The organism is Citrobacter sp. EC_71 (assembly GCF_019584005.1).
GTDB classification, from domain to species: Bacteria; Pseudomonadota; Gammaproteobacteria; order Enterobacterales; family Enterobacteriaceae; genus Citrobacter; species Citrobacter werkmanii.
On sequence record NZ_VDAY01000022.1, the window covers coordinates 1 to 16505 of the forward strand.

Genomic DNA, 16505 nt, shown 5'->3' on the forward strand with positions numbered 1-16505 from the left:
TCAATGTGGCAGTTACTGAAAAAGGTCCGCCATTTTATGGAAACCGCCAGCCCATTCCCCGGAGGAAAACATGGCCAGGCAAAAGTGTAGCGGTATTAGGCGCAGCTATTTAATCGCGCCGACCAGTTTGGCTGCAGGGGTCAATTCATCAACATATTCACAGGCCAGTTGCTTGTTGGGCATTGAAACCCCGGTGCCGCGCATTTTTAAGGCTTTTAAGCCGGCAATCGCGTTAGCAAACGTTGAGTTATCGACTTCAAATGCCATGTAGGTAAAAGGTAGTCCCGCTTTTTCTAATGCCTTGTTTTGCATTTCTGGTGACAGACTATGTCTGATAGGGTAGGCCATTAAACCAATCAGTTCATATTTAGCAGTTACGTCCATTTGATACTCCTTCTAAACAATTTATTGAAAATAACGCTCGCCCAACCGCACATCATTTTTGGGGATAGCAAATACGCGGTAGTAACGAATAAAGACGATGATGGCGGTGATGAAGGCCAGCAGAGCAAATGCAAAGTCCAGCAAAATGATGTACTGCAGGCCAATGTTAGAAAGGTATCCGGTGATTAGTGGGATAATAAAATTGGCTACGCCACCCATCATCATATAAACGCTGGTGACTTTGGCTTTACTCCTGGGGAAAAACTCTGACATCACTGAGACGCCAAGCTGTAAAATACCGCCAGCGGCAGAGAACCCAATCAGAAATGAACCGGCGTTACACACCAGCGGAGAGGGATATAAATAGATGACCGCTGCGGTGATGGTTGCCAGCCCGGCGTTAAACACATTTGCCCATATCGGTCGAACCATTTTCTTCAGCAGGGCGGCAAAAATAAATACGCAGACCAACGAACCCATACTGTAGTAAGAGATGGTTTTCAGGGCGTCGGCTTCCGCCATGCCGGCAAATGCCATTGCGTATTTCGGCATCCAGACCACGATGACGTAAAAGGTTGAAAACGCCGCGACACCAAACATCACCGAAGCGACACCTTCCAGCCAAACCAATGGTTTGCTGTGCATCTGTGGCAGCTCTTTGGCGATACCGGCATCCACCATCTGGCTGGGAAAGCGGCTTTTTAACAGCATCAGGGTGATAACGACGAACAGTACGCCTGGAATAACGACCGCATAGCCGTACCAGATATGGTTGAGCAGCATGGTGCTGACGACAATGGGGTAGATCATCTGTCCGAACGAGACCATCGCTTTAACCAGGATAACCGCCGATCCTGATGCTTTGGGGAAGCATTCCATTAACGCCGGATAGCCGCCGGTATCCAGCGCCGAGTTAGCCACACCAACGCAAACTGCCAGAATAAAGGCAATCATCAGATTAGGACTAGCGGGAATGCCGAAGAAGAACAGCATATACAGAATAGCGCCTAGCAGGATAATCGCCTTGCGACCAAACTTATCTGAGAGCACCCCAAAGAATAAAATGCTCACCAGTCGTCCCAGACCAATGCCAGAAATTAAATAGGCAATCCCGGCATTGTCTGTGGAGAATTTTTCTGCGAGAGACGTCATATTTTGCGCCAGCGTAATGACGCTAATGCCGTGTAGGAAATAACTTAAATAAATACAGGTTATCGCCAGAAGAAATGGCGTGTTAAAGGTCTTATTTTGAGACATTTTCACAACTCCTTGCGGATTTTAAAATTGTTCCGTACTTGTCGATATTTTTAAATTTCGGCGACCTTGTGATTAATATACCGTTCAGTAGTCATAGAACCTACATAGCATGGCGTTTAACTTACCAGGTATTTTGCATCGTAAACTGTGAATTTAATTCTTCCTGATGAATTTTTGCTGATATTTTAATAGTGCAGTCAATTATGTTGCAGAGGAGAGGAACAATATTGCATCCCCATTATTTTGCGACCGTCGCCATTTTTAGTTGATGCTTTAAGGCGCTGCGGCTGCGATAACCAATAAACAGTGCCAACAGAAAACCGACAGCGGCTATACCAGTATCAAACCACATGATATGAGCAATGCTGGTCTCTGAGATCCTGGCTGTAATCAGCGGAATGGTGAAAGTCGCAATGCTGCCTGCGCTGTAGTAAATGCCGGTCGCTTTACCCTTCGCATGTGGAAAGCGTGCCGCCATCAGCGTTAAACCGATTTGCACCACGCCTCCGGCTGAAGAAAACCCAATGACAAACGCAAACGCGATAACCACGTAGGGTGTCGGATGCAGGCAAACTATCAGCAGCGCAATAAATGAAATAAATGTGTACAGCATCAACAACGATGTCGCGCGTTCCGCTTTGCGCGCCAGTGGCGCAGTAATCAATACACACAACAAAGAGCCGCAGGTGTAAATGCTTAACAATTTGATAGATAACGTATAGGACATGCCAGCGACAAACTGTCCGTACTGCGCCAGCCACTGGCTTACCAGATAAAATGTCGCCATGGCGATGTAGCCATACAGGGTGTAACTGGCAAGATCGAGAATCGAGCAACGATGTTCAGATTGGTGGATTTCCCGTTGAGCAGGTAATGCCCTGGTGGAGGTTTGACGCCCTGGATGCGTCGGGAAACGACAGCGAAACAAAAACACGCCGTTGAGTATCATAATGGCTGCCGCCAGCAGAAAGGACCAGCCAAACCAAAGCTCGGCCCACACCAACAAACTGATAATCATGGGAAGCAGAAACTGGCCGCTGGAGACGAAGGCTTTTATTAATATATTGGCTGTACTGGGTGAGCGGGGAAACGCCTCCATCAGGCTGGGATAGGTTCCGGCATCGAGAAAACTATTGGCCATTCCCGCCAGAAAGCCAAAAGCATAGGCGATAAAAATGCTATGAGTATTGATGATGCCAACAAAGAAAATCAGGTAGCAGATCATGCCGAAAATAATAAACGGTCGGCGGCCATAGCGATCGGAGAGCATGCCTGCCATTAATAAGACACTTAAACGACCGATGCCCAGTGAGGAAATAACAATCGAGACACCCGCGGCATTGGTTTGCCACTGGTGTTCCAGTGAAGACATATTGAGGCTTATCAGGATGACCCCCATGCCGTGGACCAGGTAATTAAAGTACAGCCCTATCGCAGTGGAGAAATAGGTGTTTTTCATAATATGTTACTCAGCGAATAGGCTAAATCGGTATGGCGTTGTAACACTTAACACAAACGCTCAAGGTCGTGAGCATAGAGTTCAACAGCAGCCGATTGATAGATTTTCCAGTCGAGGAAATCGTTGTGATGATAAACCGCCTGAAATGAGTTCAGATCAGGAAAAAAACGCATGGTATTATTACCGATACGATTGTTTATTTTGTCGATAACTGCATTAATTCTTACCTTCCGCCTGGCTTTCATTTCTTCACAAATGTGTGCGATGTCCTCCGGGATTTTCTTTTCGCCATTTTCCCATTGTTGCCATACGGCAACATTATTATCACGCGAGATATACATAGCGCTTTCCTCCACCGTCATAGCAAAAATATGGCGGATAGCCTGCAGTTCCAATGCGTTCATTATTTGATCACCTCATAAAAGACGGTGGAATAGTAATAACATCGCTGTGGATATTTCGGCTTGAAGAGAGTCACAGTATTTTGTGCAATATTATTTGTTGGATAGCGGGGAAGAGGTGCTGAGTTTTACAACCAGCCGAGTGGAGAGGCGAGTGAAGGACAAAAAAAAGCCCATCGTGGGAGATGGGCAAAGACTACACACAGCAATTCGTTGTTTCACTCAGGGGAATTCCATGCTTATAAATCAATGTGTTGATCTACAGCCTTGAGCTAATAGTAGGCATACAGATTTTTCGCGTCGATCAGATTCATCTCAATAGTTTAAAAACTGTAAAGAATTTGCGACATAAATGAGTACGTCGGGGAGGGTGCCGTTCGGTTTAACTCAGTATCAGGGTGAAATAGATTAACGCCGCTAAACAATCAGGCGGCAATGCCGCCTGACGTTGGGTTACTTGTTGCTTTCTATTTCGGCGAGGAGTTCATCTGGATCGCTCCCCGGCGCAGGAGCTTCATTTACCCAGGCTGAGAACAGACGCCAGGACACGGCCAGGACTACCGGGCCGATAAACAGACCAATCATGCCGAATGCGATTAATCCGCCGATGACTCCGGAAAGGATAAGGATCAGCGGCAAATCGGCCCCCATACGAATCAGCATTGGCCGAATGACGTTATCCAGCGTTCCAACCACGCCGCTCCACACCAGCAGTACGGTGCCCCAGGTTGAATCCCCGGTCCAGTACAGCCAGATAATGGCCGGGACCAGCACCGGTAGCGGCCCCAGTTGTACCAGGCAGGAGAGGATCATTAATACTGCCAGCAGCGTCGCATACGGCACGCCAGTTACCGCCAGACCAATGCCGCCGAGGACCGCCTGCACCAGAGCCGTAACCACAACACCTAACGCAACAGCACGAATGGCCTGCGCCGCCAGCAGAATGGCGGCATCACCGCGTTTGGATGCCAGACGACACGCGAAATGACGGATCCCTAACGCCACCTGCTCACCACGCCAGTACAGCAGGGCGCTGAACAGCAGCATCAGGCCACAATGCATCATAAAGCGGCCAATATGCGCAGCCTGACCGACAAACCAGGTGGTTGTGGCGCCAATATAAGGCCGAACTTTGGCCATAATGGCCGCGCCGCCCATATCCAGCAGGCTGTGCCATGCGCCATACATTTTGGCTCCCACCAACGGAATACTGTTCAACCACGCCAGATCCGGAAGCGCCATATCGCCAGCGGTGACGGCATGGATCAACGGTCCGCTGCCATCAACAATGCTATTAACCAGCAGCGCGATAGGAATGATGAACAACAGCACCAACAGCAGGGTCATTACCAGCACCGCCAGTGAACGGCGTCCCCACAGTAGTTTTTGCAAGCGTAACAGGATAGGCCAGGTTGCGATGACCACCGTACCCGCCCATGCAAAACCAAGGATAAAGGGCTGCACAATCCAGAGACAGGCCACAATCATGATGGCTAAAAACAGCACCGTTAGCAGCACTTGTGCAATATCCCTGGGCTGACGAAAATTTACCATAAATACTTTTCACCTTTGTCTTTGCGTCAGAACGTTGACGCGACGTGAACACTTAAATCACACCCTGTAATGATGAGCAATTTCAGCGGTTTTGAACAGGCGGATTCTGCCTGTAAATCTGCTGAGCGTATTAGAAAAAAATGTGATACAACAAGCAAAGCAACACGCAAACGATTAAATTCACAACACAGACCGCAGGAAAGGGTCACTATAATGATTCCACAAATTTCTCAGGCGCCAGGTGTCGTTCAACTGGTGCTCAATTTTTTGCAGGCGCTGGAGCAGCAAGGATTCACGGGCGATACGGCAACGAGCTATGCCGATCGGCTGACAATGTCGACGGATAACAGTATCTATCAGCTGCTTCCTGATGCTGTGGTTTTCCCGCGTTCAACGGCAGATGTGGCGCTGATCGCCCGTCTGGCGGCTGAACCTCTTTTTTCGTCGTTAATTTTTACCCCGCGCGGCGGCGGAACCGGCACGAACGGTCAGGCGCTGAATCAGGGCATTATTGTTGATATGTCCCGCTATATGAGTCGCATTATTGAAATCAACCCCCAGGAAGGTTGGGTGCGGGTCGAAGCTGGGGTAATCAAAGATCAGCTCAACCAGTTTCTGAAGCCTTATGGCTATTTCTTTGCCCCGGAATTATCCACCAGTAACCGGGCAACGCTGGGCGGGATGATCAATACCGACGCATCCGGACAAGGTTCGTTGGTTTACGGTAAAACCTCCGATCACGTGCTGGGTATCCGCGCGGTGCTGATGGGCGGCGATATTCTTGATACTCAGCCAATGCCGGTCGAACTCGCCCAAACGCTGGGCAAGAGCAATACCACTATTGGCCGCATCTATAAGACGGTGTATGAGCGGTGTCGCGATAACCGGCAGCTTATTCTTGATAAATTCCCCAAACTTAATCGCTTCTTAACCGGTTACGATCTTCGGCACGTCTTCAACGACGAGATGACCGAGTTTGATTTAACCCGCATTCTTACCGGCTCTGAAGGTACGCTGGCGTTTATTACCGAAGCCCGCCTGGATATCACGCCGTTGCCCAAAGTCAGGCAGTTGGTCAACGTCAAGTATGATTCGTTTGATTCAGCATTGCGTAACGCCCCGGTCATGGTGGAGGCGCGCGCACTGTCGGTTGAAACCGTTGACTCCAAAGTGCTTAATCTGGCGCGAGAAGATATCGTCTGGCATTCGGTAAGTGAATTGATTACCGATGTGCCGGATAAAGAAATGTTGGGCCTGAATATCGTCGAATTTGCGGGTGACGATGAAGCATTGATCGATGCTCAGGTTAGTGCGCTGTGTGAACGTCTGGATGGGTTAATTGCCCGTCAGGAAGCCGGTGTCATTGGTTGGCAACTGTGTACTGAACTCGCGGGCGTGGAGCGTATTTACGCCATGCGTAAAAAAGCCGTTGGTTTGCTGGGGAATGCGAAAGGTGCCGCGAAGCCGATTCCGTTCGCCGAAGATACCTGCGTTCCGCCGGAGCATCTGGCGGACTATATTGCCGAGTTTCGTGCGCTGCTCGACAGCCACGGTCTGAGTTATGGCATGTTTGGTCACGTGGATGCCGGGGTGCTGCACGTCAGGCCGGCGCTGGATATGTGCGACCCGCAGCAGGAAGTGCTGATGAAACGCATTTCTGACGATGTTGTCGCGCTGACGGCAAAATATGGCGGTCTGCTGTGGGGCGAGCACGGGAAAGGTTTTCGTGCAGAATACAGTCCGGCGTTCTTCGGAGAGGAACTGTATCGCGAATTGCGCAAAGTGAAGTCGGTATTTGATCCGCAAAACCGACTGAACCCGGGGAAAATTTGTCCACCGGAAGACGTTGACGCGCCGATGATGAAAGTGGATGCCGTCAAGCGCGGGACTTACGACCGACAGATCCCACTGGCGGTGCGGCAAGAGTGGCGCGGGGCAATGGAGTGTAACGGCAACGGGTTATGCTTTAACTTTGATGCGAAAAGCCCCATGTGCCCGTCGATGAAAATCAGCCTCAACCGTATCCACTCGCCGAAAGGCCGTGCCACGCTGGTACGTGAATGGCTGCGTTTGTTGGCCGATCGCGGAATTGACCCAGTTCAGCTGGAAAAAGAGCTACCGGAAAAACGCGCCAGTTTACGCGCGCTGATTGCCCGCACCCGCAATAGTTGGCATGCCCGCAAAGGCGAATACGATTTCTCGCATGAAGTTAAAGAGGCGATGTCTGGCTGTCTGGCGTGTAAAGCCTGTTCTACGCAGTGCCCCATTAAAATTGATGTACCGGAGTTCCGCTCGCGCTTCCTGCAACTGTATCACACGCGTTATCTGCGACCGTTGCGCGATCATATGGTGGCGACCGTCGAGAGCTATGCGCCGCTCATGGCGCGAGCCCCCAAAACGTTTAACTTTTTCATCAATCAGCCGCTGGTGCGTAATCTGGCTAAAAAGCACATCGGTATGGTGGATTTACCGTTGTTGTCTGCGCCGTCGCTGCAACGTCAGTTGGTTGGTCATCGTTCTGCCAACATGACGCTGGAGCAGCTCGAATTACTCAGCCCTGAGCAAAAAGCCCGCACGGTGCTGGTGGTACAGGATCCGTTCACCAGCTATTACGATGCGCAGGTGGTGGCTGATTTTATCCGTCTGGTAGAAAAACTGGGCTTACAGCCGGTACTGCTGCCGTTCTCGCCAAATGGCAAAGCGCAGCACATTAAAGGCTTTTTAAACCGTTTTGCCAAAACAGCGAAAAAGACATCCGAGTTTCTCAACCGGGTAGCGAAGCTGAACATTCCGATGGTGGGCGTCGATCCGGCGCTGGTGCTCTGTTATCGCGATGAATACAAGTTGGCGCTCGGAGAACAGCGGGGGGATTTCCATGTATTGCTGGTTAACGAATGGTTATCAACCGTTGTGGCGTCACAGCAGCCAGTCGCTGTTGCCGGTGAGGCGTGGTATTTCTTTGGACATTGTACCGAAGTGACGGCCCTGCCGGGCGCGCCTGCGCAGTGGGCGGCTATTTTTGCCCGTTTTGGCGCCAGGCTGGAGAACGTCAGCGTGGGGTGCTGCGGCATGGCTGGCACTTATGGGCATGAAGTGAAAAATCACCAGAACTCGCTGGGGATCTATGAGCTATCATGGCACCAGGCGTTGCAACGACTGCCGCGAAATCGGTGTCTGGCTACCGGATATTCCTGTCGTAGCCAGGTTAAACGCGTTGAAGGCACGGGCGTTCGCCATCCATTACAGGCACTGCTGGAGATTATAGGATGATCTGGAAACGTGAAGTCACTCTTGAGGCGCTAAATGCCATGGGTGAAGGAAATATGGTGGGGTTGCTCGACATTCGCTTTGAACATATTGGCGACGATACCCTGGAAGCCACTATGCCGGTGGACCATCGCACCAAACAACCTTTTGGTTTACTACATGGCGGTGCGTCGGTGGTGTTGGCGGAAAGCATCGGTTCGGTGGCCGGCTACCTGTGCACCCAGGGGGAGCAAAAGGTGGTGGGACTTGAGGTTAATGCCAACCATGTTCGCTCTGCGCGGGAAGGGCGTGTCAGAGGCGTGTGTAGCGCGATCCATACCGGCTCTCGCCATCAGGTATGGCAAATCGAAATCTTCGATGAGCAAGGGCGGTTGTGCTGCACATCGCGTCTGACGACCGCAATTTTGTGATGCATATTGCTTTTGGTCATTATCTGCACAGCGAATGGTGTTATACTGTGCAGGTTTTGAACACAAGCGAGGATGATATGTCTACCCAATTAGACCCGGCCCAACTGGCAATAGAGTTTTTACGTCGTGATAAAACCGATCTTTCACCAGCTCAGTACCTGAAAAGATTGAAACAACTTGAGCTGGAGTTTGCGGATTTATTGACGCTCTCTTCAACTGAACTGAAAGAAGAGATCTATTTTGCCTGGCGCATGGGCGTTCATTGATTCCGGTATGCTTATCGTAATGAAACCCCGACACGCGTTCGGGGTTATTTTTAGCGTTAAATCTTGTTTACCACTTCATCTCACCGGTATTAACCTTCGCACTTAGCTCCAGAGAGCTGGCATCCGCCAGACCTGGCCATGCCGCCGTCATGGTTTTAATCACGTAAGCTGATCCTTTATTCGCGCTTAACGCCTGCTCAAATGACTGCAAATAGTCCCGGGTGAAGCGAATCGCTTTATCGTCTGTCGGGCGTTCGCCAATGTAATGCCCCGGGACCACCTGAGCAGGCTGTAAGTTCTGCATCTCGCTTAACACATTGCGCCACGCGGAACGCTGTTCAGCAGACTGCGTATCCGCCGTCCAGACATGAATACCCGAAGCCACGCCGGTACCACCAATGATTGCGCGGTTCGCAGGGATCCAGACATACGCCGCATAATCGTTGGAATGGCGTAGCTCCAGCGTTTCGCCATCAACTGTGAAATGCGTTTGTGTGGTGGCTTGCGGCACGGTGAGTGAGGTTGGCGCGCCGTCCTTCATTTGCGGCCCCCAGAACTGCAGTTTGGCCTCTTTCGTGGCGCGGATGTGCTCTACCACATGCGGTGTTGCCAGCACTTTTACCTGCGGGAAGGCGCTGACGATGGGCTGCAGACCAAAGTAGAAATCCGGGTCGCCGGAGGTGATTACGATGGCTTTAAGCGTTTTACCGCTGGCGTGAATCATCTGTACCAGTTGTTCGCCATCTTTGGTGCTGAACTGCGCGTCAAACAAAATCGCCTCTTTCGGTCCCGAAACCAGCGTCGAGGAGACCGGGAAAATAGCCTTATCCTGCGGGTTATAGACGTCCAGTTGTAACGGAGCGGCGAAGACAGAAGAGGAGAACAAAGGTAACAGCAGGGCCAGAGTTTTAACTTTCATACCAGGTAACCTTATGCAGGAAATTGTCTTTTGATAGTTCACGTATTTTAAGGAAATTTGCATCTGTTAGAATTCCTGTATCAGGGTATGCTGAGTTTCTTAAAACGATCGGATGGGGTGCTATGGACAGGGTGATGGCGGCAACGGTATTTAACCATATCTGTGATTTGGGTAGCTTAAGCGCCGCCGCGCGTGCGCTGGGGATTTCCAGACCGATGGTTAGTCGTTACCTCGACGAAATGGAAAAATGGGCGGGGGCAAGGCTTATCCACCGGTCGTCGCGTCGCCTGACGATCACGCCAGCGGGAGAAGAGGCGTTAGTGAAAACGCGTTCTTTGGCGCAACTGTCACTGGATATTGCTGCCGCCAGTGCCGCGCAAATACCTTCCGGTACGCTACGTGTCGCGTGCGCGCATTATACCGCGATGCATATTCTTGCTCCGGTTCTGCCGACGTTTATGGCGCGGTATCCGCAGTTGCGTATTGAAGTTGAGATCAATAATCAGCCGGTAAGTCTTGTTGGGGAACGCATCGATGTGGCGATCCGCATTACGGATAACCCCGAGCCAGGGACCATCGCCCGTCGATTGGGGGACTGTGAATCCGTGCTGTGTGCGTCTGTCGATTATCTGCACCAACATGGCACTCCTGAAACTCTCGACGATCTTACTCAGCATAACTGCCTCTATTACAGCGGCTTTGCCGGAAAATCCTGGCACTTTCTCGATGCACAAGGGCAGACGGTTTCTGTTGCGATCAAAGGGAATTTGAGCGCCGGGATCTCTTCGCTGCTCTGTGAATCGGCGCTGGCGGGTATGGGGATTGCGCTGGTACCGGAGCCGGAAGCGCGAGAAGGGCTGGCGCAGGGAAAGTTAGTTCGGTTACTGCCAGAGCTACAGCCTAAACGCCTGCCAATATACGGGTTGTATCTTTCTCGTGAGCATCAGCCTGCGGGGTTACGCTTGTTGTTAGACGCAATTAGTGAAACAACGCGCTAATTATGTCCTTGACTGCGCTCAAAAAATAATCAAACCGCAATTTGTGTTAAACAAAACTTATCCGGGAGTGAGATTATTCTTATGCCCCTTCAAGAGCTAAGCCATTGCGAGTGCCGGAGATAAGCGCCGGATGGGGCCGGAACCCTTAAGCCTGCCAGCAAGCAGACTTAAGGGTTTTTTGTTATTTGCACGCTTTTTGAACCGTTTTCATCTCTGTCGAAACTCAGACCTATTCCTTAAATAGACATTATCTATACATCTTTTGATGTTTGACCTGCCTGAACGATTGGATTTTCATAATCCATTATTAATCAAAGCATTGAACAAAATAATCCATCTCTGATAACCCGCGCTGCAGGGTCTATGCTTATTAAAAGTAGCCAAAAAGGGCGATTAACCCGAATGCCCCTGCTGTTGAGGGGTTGAAGTGATAATCATTATCACTAACATGGTGTTATAGCTTGAAAGCTAATGACTCGAGGTAACCCTATGGAATTGCATTCAGGAACATTTAACCCGGACGATTTCGCATGGCGTGGTTTGACGTTAACACCGGCAGCTGCGGCGCACATCCGTGAACTGGTGGCAAAACAACCCGACATGTTGGGCGTGCGTTTAGGTGTGAAACAAACCGGATGCGCGGGATTCGGCTACGTGCTGGACACCGTCCGTGAGCCGGAAAAAGACGATCTGCTGTTTGAATCGGATGGTGCCAGACTTTATGTGCCGTTACAGGCGATGCCGTTTATCGACGGGACGGAAGTCGATTTTGTTCGCGAAGGATTAAATCAGTTATTTAAATTTCATAACCCGAAAGCCCAGAACGAATGCGGCTGTGGCGAAAGTTTTGGGGTATAGGCGGTACTATGTCTCGTAATACTGAAGCAACTGATGATGTCAACACCTGGGCTGGCGGGCACCTCAATTATAAAGAGGGCTTTTTCACCCAACTGCAAACCGATGAGCTGGCAAAAGGGATCAATGAAGATGTTGTGCGCGCGATTTCGGCAAAACGTAATGAACCCGACTGGATGCTGGAGTTTCGCCTGAATGCCTTTAACGCTTGGCTCACCATGGAAGAGCCGCACTGGCTCAAAGCGCACTACGACAAGCTGAATTATCAGGATTACAGCTATTACTCTGCGCCGTCCTGCGGCAATTGTGATGAAACCTGCGCTTCTGAACCAGGGGCTGTTCAGCAAACAGGGGCGAATGCCTTTTTAAGCAAAGAGGTAGAAGACGCCTTTGCACAGCTAGGGGTACCGGTTCGTGAAGGAAAAGAGGTGGCGGTAGATGCTATTTTCGACTCGGTGTCGGTGGCGACAACCTATCGCGACAAGCTGGCAGAGCAGGGCATTATTTTCTGTTCATTCGGTGAGGCGATTCATGACCATCCCGAGCTGGTGAAACAGTATCTGGGAACCGTCGTTCCGGGTAATGATAATTTCTTCGCCGCGCTAAATGCCGCAGTGGCATCTGATGGCACCTTTATTTATGTGCCGAAAGGCGTGCGTTGTCCCATGGAACTCTCGACCTACTTCCGGATTAATGCCGAAAAGACCGGGCAGTTTGAACGTACCATTCTGATTGCGGATGAAGGCAGCTACGTCAGTTATATCGAAGGTTGTTCGGCTCCGGTACGGGACAGCTACCAGCTGCATGCGGCGGTAGTGGAAGTCATCATCCACAAAGATGCTGAAGTGAAATACTCGACGGTGCAAAACTGGTTCCCCGGTGATGGTAATACCGGTGGCATTTTGAACTTCGTCACCAAGCGTGCGCTGTGCGAAGGCGAAAACAGCAAAATGTCATGGACGCAGTCGGAAACCGGCTCGGCCATTACCTGGAAATACCCAAGCTGCATCCTGCGCGGCGATAACTCCATCGGCGAATTCTACTCCGTCGCGCTGACCAGCGGACACCAGCAGGCCGATACCGGCACCAAGATGATCCACATTGGCAAGAACACCAAATCGACCATCATCTCGAAAGGGATCTCCGCCGGTCAGAGTCAGAACAGCTATCGCGGCCTGGTAAAAATCATGCCGACCGCCACCAACGCCCGTAACTATACCCAATGCGACTCCATGTTGATCGGGGCGGACTGCGGGGCGCATACCTTCCCGTATGTCGAGTGTCGAAACAACAGCGCCCAGCTTGAGCACGAAGCCACGACGTCACGCATCGGTGAAGACCAGCTGTTTTACTGTCTGCAACGCGGCATCAGCGAAGAGGATGCCATTTCGATGATCGTCAACGGTTTCTGTAAAGACGTGTTCTCTGAACTGCCGCTGGAATTTGCGGTGGAAGCGCAAAAACTTCTCGCCATAAGTCTTGAACACAGCGTCGGTTAAAATTTAAGGAAAGCACATGTTAAGCATTAAAGATTTACAGGTCAGTGTTGAAGATAAGGCGATTCTGCGTGGGCTCAGCCTTGAGATTCGTCCCGGAGAAGTCCACGCCATTATGGGGCCGAACGGTTCCGGGAAAAGTACGCTGTCCGCCACGCTCGCCGGACGTGAAGACTACGAAGTTACTGGCGGGACGGTTGAATTTAACGGTAAGGATTTACTGGAACTGTCGCCGGAAGACCGAGCCGGTGAAGGGATCTTTATGGCATTTCAGTATCCGGTAGAAATTCCCGGCGTCAGTAATCAGTTTTTCCTGCAAACGGCGCTGAATGCGGTGCGCAGTTACCGTGGGGAGGAGTCGCTGGACAGGTTCGACTTCCAGGATCTGATGGAAGAAAAAATCGCGCTGCTGAAAATGCCGGAAGACTTACTGACGCGCTCGGTAAACGTCGGGTTCTCCGGCGGCGAGAAAAAGCGGAATGACATTCTGCAAATGGCGGTGCTGGAGCCTCAGCTGTGCATACTTGATGAATCAGACTCCGGGCTGGATATTGATGCGCTGAAAATCGTCGCCGATGGCGTGAACTCGCTGCGCGACGGGAAACGTTCATTCATTATCGTCACTCACTATCAGCGCATCCTGGACTATATCAAACCCGATTATGTTCACGTTCTCTACCAGGGGCGAATTGTGAAGTCTGGCGATTTCACGCTGGTCAAACAACTGGAGGAGCAAGGATATGGCTGGCTTAGCGAACAGCAGTAACGTGCTGCAACAGTGGCACCATCTGTTTGAGACCCAAGGGGAAACCCGTTCGCACTATGCGCAACAGCATCTGCACCAGATGCTACGTCTGGGGCTGCCAACGCGTAAGCATGAGGACTGGAAATACACGCCCCTGGAGGGATTAACCAACAGCCGGTTCGTTAGCAATATCTCCGCAATAACGCCAGCCCAGTGTGACGCGTTAGCCCCGGCGATTGATGCGGTACGGTTGGTGTTTGTCGACGGGCAATTTTGTCCAACACTCAGCGACAGCGTGGAAGGTAGCGGCTTTGATATTACCGTTAATGATGAGCGTCAGATGTTGCCTGCGGCTATCCAGCCGGAAGTATTCCTGCACCTGACCGAAAGTTTGTCCCGCAGCGTAACGCACATTTTGGTCAAGCGTAACCAGCGACCAGCGAAACCGCTGCTGTTGCTGCACATTACCCAGGGACTGACGGGCGATGAGGTAAATACGGCGCACTATCGCCACCATCTGGATCTGGCGGAAGGCGCAGAAGCCACCGTTATTGAGCATTATGTCAGTCTCAGCGAGCTTCGTCATTTTACCGGTGCGCGCTTAACGATGAACGTCGCGGCGAATGCGCATTTGCACCACATTAAACTGGCGTTTGAGAATCCGCTCAGCCACCACTTTGCCCATAATGATATTCAGTTAAGTGCAGATGCCTCGGCGGTCAGCCAAAGTTTCTTGCTGGGTGATGCAGTGTTACGCCATAACACCAGTACCCAGCTTAATGGCGAAAATACTACGCTGCGCCTTAACAGCCTGGCGATGCCGGTGAAAAATGAAGTCTGCGATACCCGAACCTGGCTTGCGCACAACAAAGGTTATTGCAACAGCCGCCAGTTGCATAAAACGATTGTCAGCGATAAGGGGCGGGCGGTGTTCAATGGCCTGATCAACGTCGCTCAACACGCTATTAAAACCGACGGTCAGATGACCAACAATAATTTACTGCTCGGTAAACTGGCGGAAGTGGACACCAAACCACAGCTTGAAATTTACGCCGATGACGTGAAATGCAGTCACGGGGCGACGGTAGGGCGGATTGACGACGAACAAATGTTCTACCTGCGTTCGCGCGGGATCGGTCAGCAGGATGCTCAACAGATGATTCTCTATGCGTTTGCCGCTGAGCTAACGGAAGCCCTGCGCGACGAAACGTTGAAACAACTGGTACTGGCGCGGATCGCTCACCGCTTGCCGGGAGGCGTAGCATGACATTTCCCATTGAAAAAGTGCGGGCTGATTTTCCGGTCCTGACGCGTGAAGTGAACGGTTTACCGCTGGCTTATCTGGACAGCGCAGCCAGCGCGCAAAAACCTAATCAGGTGATTGATGCCGAAGCCGAGTTTTATCGTCACGGCTATGCGGCGGTTCACCGTGGTATTCATACGCTAAGCGCGCAGGCCACGGAAAAAATGGAGAATGTGCGCAAGCTCGCCTCGCTGTTTATTAACGCCCGCTCGGCTGAAGAACTGGTGTTCGTTCGCGGTACCACGGAAGGCATTAACCTGGTGGCGAACAGTTGGGGCAACAGTAATGTCAGGGCTGGCGATAACATCATCATCAGCGAAATGGAGCACCATGCCAATATTGTTCCCTGGCAAATGCTGTGCGCCCGCGTGGGCGCAGAACTGCGGGTCATTCCGCTCAATGCCGATGGCACGTTGCAACTGGAAGTGTTGCCTGCGCTGTTCGATGAGCGTACGCAACTGCTGGCAATTACCCACGTTTCAAACGTACTGGGTACCGAAAACCCGCTGGGTGAGATGATTGCGCTGGCGCATCAATACGGCGCAAAAGTGCTGGTGGATGGCGCACAGGCGGTTATGCATCATCAAGTGGATGTCCAGGCGCTGGATTGCGACTTTTATGTTTTCTCCGGACACAAGCTCTACGGGCCAACCGGTATTGGCGTTCTGTATGCCAGAGAGTCGCTGCTGCAGGAAATGCCGCCATGGGAAGGCGGCGGTTCGATGATTGCGACCGTGAGCCTGAGCCAGGGAGCCACGTGGGCCAAAGCGCCGTGGCGTTTTGAAGCCGGAACACCTAACACCGGGGGAATTATCGGGCTTGGTGCCGCTATTGAGTATGTTTCAGCGCTGGGGCTTACTGAAATCAGCGAATATGAACAGTTCATGATGCGCTATGCGTTGGAACAGCTGGCGGATGTGCCGGATTTGACGCTTTACGGACCGGATAACCGCCTGGGGGTGATTGCCTTTAACCTCGGCAAACATCACGCCTATGACGTCGGGAGTTTTCTCGATAACTATGGGATCGCCGTGCGGACGGGGCATCACTGCGCTATGCCACTGATGGCCTACTATAACGTTCCCGCCATGTGTCGGGCGTCGATTGCCATGTACAACACCCATGAAGAAGTGGATCGCCTGGTGACAGGTCTCAAGCGTATTCATCACTTACTGGGATAACAGGGAGGCG

Annotated in this window: 15 protein-coding genes, 1 other RNA gene and 1 pseudogene; 10 read left to right on the forward strand and 7 right to left on the reverse strand. The window is 51.4% G+C overall.

Features of this window, described 5'->3' with window-relative positions; translation table 11 throughout:
* Nucleotides 1–90: hypothetical protein (locus FHD02_RS24480; protein ID WP_039391442.1), on the forward strand; the 90-nt coding region annotated here is incomplete at its 5' end.
* Nucleotides 91–111: 21 nt separating this feature from the next.
* On the opposite strand, the pseudogene FHD02_RS19610 reads toward FHD02_RS24480, so the two are convergent.
* The 6 genes and pseudogenes from FHD02_RS19610 to ydiK form a co-directional block, all read right to left on the reverse strand.
* Nucleotides 112–384: pseudogene (locus tag FHD02_RS19610) on the reverse strand (quinate/shikimate dehydrogenase); the annotation flags it as partial.
* Between the two features lie 21 nt (nucleotides 385–405).
* The gene (locus tag FHD02_RS19615) at nucleotides 406–1641 is read right to left on the reverse strand and encodes an MFS transporter (RefSeq protein WP_079224424.1); all 1236 of its coding nucleotides are present in this window, start codon (nucleotides 1639–1641) and stop codon (nucleotides 406–408) included.
* A gap of 238 nt (nucleotides 1642–1879) precedes the next feature.
* Entirely contained in the window at nucleotides 1880–3100 is a 1221-nt protein-coding gene (locus tag FHD02_RS19620; RefSeq protein ID WP_079224421.1) for an MFS transporter, read from the reverse strand.
* Nucleotides 3101–3147: 47 nt separating this feature from the next.
* The gene (locus tag FHD02_RS19625; RefSeq protein ID WP_137360047.1) at nucleotides 3148–3504 is read right to left on the reverse strand and encodes a YdiL family protein; all 357 of its coding nucleotides are present in this window, start codon (nucleotides 3502–3504) and stop codon (nucleotides 3148–3150) included.
* Between the two features lie 158 nt (nucleotides 3505–3662).
* An RNA gene (gene rprA / locus FHD02_RS19630) (antisense sRNA RprA) lies at nucleotides 3663–3770 on the reverse strand.
* 184 nt (nucleotides 3771–3954) lie between these two features.
* Nucleotides 3955–5055 (reverse strand): AI-2E family transporter YdiK, encoded by a 1101-nt coding sequence (gene ydiK, locus FHD02_RS19635; protein WP_137370828.1) that lies wholly within the window; start codon nucleotides 5053–5055, stop codon nucleotides 3955–3957.
* Between the two features lie 213 nt (nucleotides 5056–5268).
* Between ydiK and FHD02_RS19640 the strand changes: the two genes are divergently transcribed.
* The 3 genes from FHD02_RS19640 (at nucleotide 5269) to FHD02_RS19650 (ending at nucleotide 8998) form a co-directional block, all read left to right on the forward strand.
* Complete coding sequence (locus tag FHD02_RS19640; RefSeq protein ID WP_137360048.1) at nucleotides 5269–8325, forward strand: FAD-binding and (Fe-S)-binding domain-containing protein; 3057 nt, start codon at nucleotides 5269–5271, stop codon at nucleotides 8323–8325.
* Nucleotides 8322–8732, forward strand: a complete 411-nt coding sequence (menI, locus tag FHD02_RS19645) for a 1,4-dihydroxy-2-naphthoyl-CoA hydrolase (RefSeq protein WP_042308766.1) — start codon at nucleotides 8322–8324, stop codon at nucleotides 8730–8732. The genes FHD02_RS19640 and menI overlap by 4 nt, the downstream gene beginning before the upstream one ends.
* A 77-nt stretch (nucleotides 8733–8809) precedes the next feature.
* Nucleotides 8810–8998, forward strand: a complete 189-nt coding sequence (locus tag FHD02_RS19650) for a YdiH family protein (protein ID WP_029139522.1) — start codon at nucleotides 8810–8812, stop codon at nucleotides 8996–8998.
* Between the two features lie 67 nt (nucleotides 8999–9065).
* On the opposite strand, the gene FHD02_RS19655 is transcribed toward FHD02_RS19650, so the two are convergent.
* Nucleotides 9066–9917, reverse strand: coding sequence for a Vmh family MBL fold metallo-hydrolase (locus FHD02_RS19655; protein WP_137370830.1), 852 nt, complete (start codon nucleotides 9915–9917; stop codon nucleotides 9066–9068).
* 122 nt (nucleotides 9918–10039) lie between these two features.
* Between FHD02_RS19655 and FHD02_RS19660 the strand changes: the two genes are divergently transcribed.
* The 6 genes from FHD02_RS19660 (at nucleotide 10040) to sufS (ending at nucleotide 16495) form a co-directional block, all read left to right on the forward strand.
* The gene (locus FHD02_RS19660) at nucleotides 10040–10915 is read left to right on the forward strand and encodes a LysR family transcriptional regulator (protein WP_220394217.1); all 876 of its coding nucleotides are present in this window, start codon (nucleotides 10040–10042) and stop codon (nucleotides 10913–10915) included.
* Nucleotides 10916–11404: 489 nt separating this feature from the next.
* Nucleotides 11405–11773 carry a Fe-S cluster assembly scaffold SufA gene (sufA, locus tag FHD02_RS19665; RefSeq protein ID WP_061381440.1) on the forward strand — a complete coding sequence of 123 codons (369 nt, stop codon included), beginning with the start codon at nucleotides 11405–11407 and terminating at the stop codon, nucleotides 11771–11773.
* Nucleotides 11774–11781: 8 nt separating this feature from the next.
* On the forward strand, nucleotides 11782–13269 hold the full coding sequence (sufB, locus tag FHD02_RS19670) for a Fe-S cluster assembly protein SufB (protein ID WP_038640262.1): 1488 nt from the start codon (nucleotides 11782–11784) through the stop codon (nucleotides 13267–13269).
* Between the two features lie 16 nt (nucleotides 13270–13285).
* On the forward strand, nucleotides 13286–14032 hold the full coding sequence (gene sufC, locus FHD02_RS19675) for a Fe-S cluster assembly ATPase SufC (protein WP_038640264.1): 747 nt from the start codon (nucleotides 13286–13288) through the stop codon (nucleotides 14030–14032).
* Nucleotides 14007–15278 (forward strand): Fe-S cluster assembly protein SufD, encoded by a 1272-nt coding sequence (sufD, locus tag FHD02_RS19680; RefSeq protein ID WP_220394218.1) that lies wholly within the window; start codon nucleotides 14007–14009, stop codon nucleotides 15276–15278. The genes sufC and sufD overlap by 26 nt, the downstream gene beginning before the upstream one ends.
* Nucleotides 15275–16495 (forward strand): cysteine desulfurase SufS, encoded by a 1221-nt coding sequence (sufS, locus tag FHD02_RS19685; protein ID WP_220394219.1) that lies wholly within the window; start codon nucleotides 15275–15277, stop codon nucleotides 16493–16495. Before sufD ends, sufS begins: the two co-directional genes overlap by 4 nt.
* Nucleotides 16496–16505: the final 10 nt, after the last annotated feature.